This window comes from Anabaenopsis arnoldii, from assembly GCF_028331025.1.
Taxonomy (GTDB): domain Bacteria; phylum Cyanobacteriota; class Cyanobacteriia; order Cyanobacteriales; family Nostocaceae; genus Anabaenopsis; species Anabaenopsis arnoldii.
Genome location: NZ_JAQMUH010000108.1, coordinates 1 through 6,760, shown reverse-complemented (window position 1 = coordinate 6,760; position 6,760 = coordinate 1). Strand labels below are relative to the sequence as shown.

Here is a 6,760-nt window from a genome sequence, read left to right as displayed (position 1 = left end):
TTCAAGAAACTTTCAGAATCTTGAAACAATTCAGAACCAGCAGCGTGTAATTCACAAAGAGTAATATTAGCCATGATGTACTCCTAAAAGACTTGTGAAGACTTGTTTGTTGCAGTTAAGATCAAGATGGTGTCTAGCCGGATCTGAGGAATTATTGGTAATCATATTAATTAGTTCTTACCTTTAATTCCTCAAGAGCCATGAATTTCAGTAGTTACCTGAAGTCATTAGAATTGACTGAATGACTTAGCTAAGGCAGTCACATGGTCAATGGCATATATAGTCACAAAAGCCTCTGCTAACTTCATAAGAGTCATAGGATTACTAGCAGCAGCCTGGACTGGACGTAAGCCAACTTGTCCACCAGAGATGGAGTCTACATCGCTGAATTCATTCAGAAAACTTTCAGAATCTTGAAATAATTCAGAACCAGCAGCGTGTAGTTCAGACAGTGTAATATTTGCCATGATTTGCTCCTAAAAGACCTGTTGTAATGACACTGAAGATTGCATAGATTAGCTAGAACACAGGGATAATTGGTAATAACACAAGATTATGCCTTTAGTCCCTGAAAAACCATCAAGCTCTGTAGTGATGCAGAATTATTAGATGCCGGCTAAACTGAATGATTTAGCCAAGACAGTCACATGGTCAACGGCATATGTAATGACAAATGCTTCAGCTAACTTAGTTAATGTTAGAAGGTTGCTGGCGCCGTATGTAGCACCTGTAGCGACACCGATTTGTCCACCGGAGATGGAGTCTACATCGCTGAATTCGTTCAAGAAACTTTCGGAATCTTGAAACAATTCAGAACCAGCAGTATTTAGTTCAGAAAGTTTGATATTAGCCATGATTTACTCCTAATAGTCTTGTCCCAATTAAGCAAGCTCACAGAAAATTGTTGCAGCTGCTTGGTTTTTAGGGATTATTAATCATCAGTAAAATTCATGTTGATAACATAGATTACTGATTGGCTTTAACCCCTAAAAAGCCCGATAGCTTAGTAGTTACCTGAAGCCATTAGTATGCTTGACTAAATGACTTAGCTAGTTCGGTAACATGACCAATGGCATAGACCGTAACAAATGCTTCGGCTAGTTTAGTCAGTGTAGAAATACCACTGACTCCTGGGTAGCCGTAGCCATCACCATGACCAGAGGTATCGCCACCGGAAATAGAATCTACATCCTGTAATTCATTGAGAAAACTCTCAGAATCTTGAAATAATTCAGAACCAGTAGCGTTTAGTTCAGACAGTTTGATGTTTGCCATATTAGCTCCTCAAGCACTTGTTCTTGGTAAATGAAATTGGTAGGCAATCAAGCTGTGTTTGCTTAACTGTTACTGCTATTTTTATTGATTAAAAATCAGAAAGTCAAGGGTAAACAGCTTGTTAAAAAGACATATATTCAAGATTTTTGTCTGGAAAATGTATGACATTTAGGAAACTAATTATCGTCTAATTATTTTGGAAAAAATTTCAAGATACCCAATGCATATTTAGTCATGAACTGGATACAGTCATGGCTAGGAGACATGAACAGAAGGTCCATGGGAGGCTTCCACAGAATTGCTCTAAGAGGATGTTTGGAAAGTATTAAACAGGTAATTTTTATCTTAGGGAACACCGGAACAGGGAACACCGAAGGATTGGGTAACACACAAAAAACAATCAAATCCAGTCCCCTACCCTTACAAGGGGAGGGTTAGGGTGGGGTCAAATAATATTCGATACAGTAATCATGACTGTCCAAACATCCTCTAAGAAGATGTCAGATGATATTTATTTCTATAAATTAATTTATAGGTTAATTTAGCGATCTTGAAGTTAATTTACCTCAAAATCAAGCATTATTTTAAATATTTAATTAGAGAAATTGCTTACAAAGAATTGAATCCTTCATTGAACATAGTTCTAGCACCAACAATCACCACACCCATTTGGGTTCTTAAGCTAAAAAGAAGATTATCTAGATTTTGATCTAGATTATGAGCTAAAGACTGTTCATTGATATCGCTTCCTTGACTTCCCTCCACCCTGTTCATTTCCCCATCTGTGATTTCATTCAGAATCTGTTGAACCCTAAGAGGAGACAAATCCTCAATTGTTATCCTTGCCATGTGATTAACTCCCTAAATACTTCCGGTGAGACTTAGTAGGCTTTTGACAGAACTATACTCAAAATTATAATTTCTTTCTTATATTTGACAATTTCATTGGTAAAAGTCAAGAAACTTTGTGAATTTTCTAGACAAAAATCAAGTAGTTACGTCTGAAAAACGGATGTTTTGCCCAGTTAACAGTTTTACATCTTGAGTTGTTTATTAGGGATTAGAGACGCGACGTCTCGCGTCTCCAGCGAACTTTTAATTCTGCGCCTGTGATTGGGACATGAGAATTGTCACGTCTATGGGGGTTACCGTTGCTGCTAGTTGCGTCAATGGCGGTTGAATGGCTGTCTGGTTCCCTACTACCAGAGTTACCATTTTTTCGGGTTTGAGGTATTTTTGTGCTACTCGTTGCACATCAGCTTCAGTTGTGGCGGCTACAGCTTTTTGATACCTAAATAAGAAATCAGCCGGATAGCCGTAATATTCGTATCGCATTAACCGTGATAAGGTTTGAGCAGGGTCTTCAAAGTTGAATACAAAGGAGTTGAGAGTAGACTCTTTAGCATAAGCTAGTTCCTGCGCTGTCACAGGTTGTGCTTGCAGACGCTTGATTTCGGCTTGTACGGATTGGACAAATTGCACAGTAGCATCTGACCGGGTTTGTCCACCTGCAATAAACATTCCTGGGTAATCGAAGCGCGGACTCCAGTAGGCATATACAGAGTAAGCTAAACCTTGGCGCGATCGCACCTCATTTAATAAACGTCCACCAAACCCATTTAATACCCCATTCAATACATCCAGTGCAGCATAATCGGGATTATCTAACTGACCACCCAGATGTCCAATTAGCACACTACTCTGAGTTAGTTGTGGTTGGTCCACAAAAAATATCCCACCGGTATTAGCTGGGGTTACCTCGGATAACTGGGGTGGAGTAATTTCGGGATGGGGTTCCCAATCGCCAAACTTAGCTTGAATGAGCGATCGCATTTTCTGCGGTTCAAAATCCCCTACAATCCCTAAAATCATATTATTGGGATGAAAATATTGCTGGTAAAACCGTAGTAAATCCTCACGGGAAATATTATCTAGGGTGGCATACTCCATAGTGCGAGCATAGGGGCTATCATTGCCATAAATTAATTTCTGAAATTCTCGTCTAGCAATACCATCTGGATTATCATTACGGCGAGCAATACCACCCCTAGCCTGGGTTTTAGCTAAATCTAACTGTTTTTGGGCAAATACAGGTTCTCTCAATACCTCCGCAAACAAATCAAACACCGTTTCTAAATCTTCGGCGAGAGACTGAAAACTAGCACTACCTGAAGCTTCACTAATACCAGTTTCCACAGTAGCAGCACGTTGTTCTAAAATCTCATTGAGCTGATCAGCCGAATGCTTCTGAGTTCCCCCAGTCCGCATCACCGCACCAGTAAAACCAGCCAACCCGATTTTATCAGCCGGTTCTAGGCGACTTCCAGTCCGGATCAAAGCGGTACCATTTACCAACGGTAAATCATGATCCTCCATTAAATACACAACCAAACCGTTATCCAGCACAAACCGCTCATTTTTCGGTAACTTAATCTCAGGCAATGGTGGCAGAGCTAACTCAGTATAGTGTTTAGCCGCCGCCGTCGCCGCCCAAGAAAAGTTAAAACTGATCAACAAACAGGCAACAACCAGAATCAAACCATAAAATAGACTCCTACTCTTGCCAAACCTAAATTTAACATTGAAAATTCTCAATCCCATTCTTCGTCTCCTGAGCCTGTGTGTGCTTCATTGTGTTAACCTTGTTGTGACAACAACTTACCAATTGTGCGGTTTTGTGATGTAAAACTTGCCTGAGCTACCCGTTGAATATCCGCAGGTGTCACCGCCGAAATTGCATCTAACTGCTCAAACAAATTGCGCCAAGAACCAGTTTTTACCTCCGCTTCTAATAACTGCTGGGCCATACCCATATTGGAATTAAGACTACGTAACAAACTCGCCCGTGCTTGAGTTTTCACCCGTAGCAACTCAGCCGCCGTCACAGGTTGAGCTTTCAATTTGTCAATTTCCTGTCGCAAAGCTAAGGCCACCTCATCCACAGTGTGACCGGGAGCAGTGAGAGCATAAAATAACATTAGATTTGGGTACTTATCACCAGGAAAGCCACTAAAACCCGCAGCATTTAAGGCCAGTTGCTGCTGTTCTACCAAAGATTTATACAAACGAGATGTACGCCCATTACTTAATAAACCTGCGATAATTTCATAAACTGCATCATCGGGATGGCTAACTGATGGTCGGTGATAGCCTTCTAAATACCAAGGTTGGGAGGGTAACTCTAAAGTAAATTCTCGTGTTTGTGTTTGCGGTGGTTCGGGTGGAATCTTTGCTGCTGCTTTTGGTTTGGCTTGATAGCGGCCAAAGTAAATTTTTGCCAGTCTTTTCACTTGGGCCGCATCGACATCTCCGACAATGGCAATGGTTAAATTACTCGGTACATAGTGAGCGTTAAAGAAGTTTTGTACATCTTCGGGTGTCAGATTCCGGATATCCTCTTCATAACCAATCACCGGTCGCCGGTAGGGATGGACTGTGAAAGCAGTATCCATAAAGTTTTCCACCATTGTACCGATAGGCGAATTATCTACCCGCATCCGGCGTTCTTCCAAAATTACATCTTTTTCTTTGTAAAACTCCCGACGTAGTACAGGTTCTAAGAATCGCTCTGATTCGAGTGACATCCACAGTTTCAACTTATTAGAAGGAAAGCTGTAAAAGTATTTAGTAGCTTCGGCAGAAGTAGTAGCATTTAAACCTACACCCCCCGCTTGGTTGACAATTTGACCTAATTCGTTTTGTTTGACTAGCTGGTCTGCTTGGGACTGTATTTGCTTAAATTCAGTTTGCAATTGAGTGATATCATCTTGTTTACCATTGGCTTTTGCGCTTCTAATTTGGGCATCTAACTGTTCTAGGCGGTCTAGTAATAGGTTTTCTGCCTCGTAGTCTTTTGTACCAATACGCCTAGTACCTTTAAATGCTAAATGTTCTAAAAAGTGTGCTACACCAGTTTTACCATCTGGCTCATCCACACCCCCCACATCAGCATAAGTAACAAAAGAAACTACAGGCGCTTGATGTCTTTCTAAGACAATGAATTTCATCCCATTATCCAGGCGAAACTCTGTTAGTTGCTCAATTACCCGATCTAAATAAGGTTGAATTGAACTCTTGTGTGGTGGTTTTTGACGAAGTTGCAGGATTCTTTGCAGAGGATTTGCCGTTTGAGTGTCAGCTAGAGCTGTGTTTGGCAGTAACCCACACCATAAAATTAGGAGTACCATCAAAATGGTCGAGAGCCGACGCAATGACCAAGCCAAAATTGAACGAGGGGGCTGATTCATAAGCGACAATAAAATTAAAGTTCTATTATCTAAGAAATGTGCTAAGTAACAAACAGGGCGTTAACCTTGTATTTAAGTTTCTGTGTTTTTGGTACCTGATATTAGAGAATAATGATACAAACCGCCTTCGGAAGATCACACCATAAGTTATTATGCGAGTTTTTAATTCACCTCCGCCTTCAGAAGCACAAACACGTACCCGCATTTTAGAGTCCGCACAGAAGTTGTTTGCTTCTCAGGGATTTGATGGTACTACCACCCGTGACTTAGCACAAGCAGCTGGGGTTGCTGAGGGTACTCTGTTTCGTCATTTTCCTAATAAAAAATCCATTTTAGTGGAAGTAGCTACTAGTGGGTGGGTGGATATTCTAACAGATTTGCTCACAGAATTGAGTGAAATGGGTAGTTATAAGGCTATTGCACAAGTGATGCGCCGCCGGATGTGGAATCTACACAAAAATGTAGATATGATGAGGGTCTGTTTTATGGAAGTCCAGTTTCATCCAGATTTGCGCGATCGCATTCAAGAAGAAGTCATTGATAAAATGACCGGTGTGGCTGAAGCTTTCTTTCAAACTGCCATGGATAAGGGGATTTATCGCCAAACCGATGCTAAACTGGTGGCTAAGGTTTTTTTAGGAATGTTTGCGATCGCCGGTTTCTCTAACAATACTGTTATAGCTCCCGATGCTTCCCCCCAGGAAATGCAGCAAATGGCCGAAGGATTAGCCGACATTTTTCTCAATGGCGTGTTGGCCAAGGAATAATACATCACTCCTGAGAACTCAGCACTATTTTTGCTTGTTGACTCCACTGTTCTACCACATCAATAGCTGGACACAAATCTCGGCGTTGCATTGTTGAGACTTGCAGACGCATAATTTGTTGGTGTAACCTGTAGGTGGGTGTTTGAGCCAGTTGTGCTACAGAACCAATACCGGAATGGAGCAATAAACCGCAATATTGCACTCCTATACCAGGAATACGCGCTAAATCCGCTAAAGCCATCCATTTATTTACATATTGAAGATTAACCTGTAGTTTATTTGCCAAATCCACCCTACTTTGGGCAGTTTTTCCTTGTTTAATTAGGTCTTCAATAATTTAATGAATTTATAGTCATTTATGTACATTTGTAGTATAATATTATGAATGTACGATCATTAAATGAATGAAACTATCTGATTATGCAAAAAAGGTAGGGATAAGTTATAGAACTGCGTGGCGTTGGTACAAAT

7 protein-coding genes and 1 pseudogene are annotated in these 6,760 nt (G+C 40.8%); 1 reads left to right on the top strand and 7 read right to left on the bottom strand.

Going from position 1 to position 6,760, the window contains the following annotated elements; translation table 11 throughout:
* Window positions 1–227: 227 nt before the first annotated feature.
* The 6 genes from PN457_RS10070 to PN457_RS10045 form a co-directional block, all read right to left on the bottom strand.
* Window positions 228–467 (bottom strand): hypothetical protein, encoded by a 240-nt coding sequence (locus tag PN457_RS10070; RefSeq protein WP_271733117.1) that lies wholly within the window; start codon window positions 465–467, stop codon window positions 228–230.
* Between the two features lie 138 nt (window positions 468–605).
* Entirely contained in the window at window positions 606–854 is a 249-nt protein-coding gene (locus PN457_RS10065) for a hypothetical protein (RefSeq protein WP_271733115.1), read from the bottom strand.
* Window positions 855–1,023: 169 nt separating this feature from the next.
* Window positions 1,024–1,275 carry a hypothetical protein gene (locus PN457_RS10060; protein ID WP_271733113.1) on the bottom strand — a complete coding sequence of 84 codons (252 nt, stop codon included), beginning with the start codon at window positions 1,273–1,275 and terminating at the stop codon, window positions 1,024–1,026.
* A 609-nt stretch (window positions 1,276–1,884) separates the two neighbouring features.
* A complete protein-coding gene (locus PN457_RS10055; protein ID WP_271733110.1) occupies window positions 1,885–2,124 on the bottom strand; it encodes a hypothetical protein in 240 nt (79 codons plus the stop codon).
* A gap of 246 nt (window positions 2,125–2,370) precedes the next feature.
* Window positions 2,371–3,876: a M16 family metallopeptidase gene (locus tag PN457_RS10050; protein ID WP_271733109.1), complete on the bottom strand. Its 1,506-nt coding sequence runs from the start codon at window positions 3,874–3,876 to the stop codon at window positions 2,371–2,373.
* A gap of 35 nt (window positions 3,877–3,911) precedes the next feature.
* The gene (locus PN457_RS10045) at window positions 3,912–5,522 is read right to left on the bottom strand and encodes a M16 family metallopeptidase (protein WP_271733107.1); all 1,611 of its coding nucleotides are present in this window, start codon (window positions 5,520–5,522) and stop codon (window positions 3,912–3,914) included.
* Between the two features lie 152 nt (window positions 5,523–5,674).
* Here PN457_RS10045 and PN457_RS10040 point away from each other — a divergent pair, with 152 nt between their 5' ends.
* Window positions 5,675–6,289, top strand: a complete 615-nt coding sequence (locus PN457_RS10040; protein WP_271733106.1) for a TetR/AcrR family transcriptional regulator — start codon at window positions 5,675–5,677, stop codon at window positions 6,287–6,289.
* A 4-nt stretch (window positions 6,290–6,293) separates the two neighbouring features.
* Here PN457_RS10040 and PN457_RS10035 read toward each other — a convergent pair.
* Window positions 6,294–6,614, bottom strand: a pseudogene (locus PN457_RS10035) (DUF4332 domain-containing protein); the annotation flags it as partial.
* Window positions 6,615–6,760 lie beyond the last annotated feature (146 nt).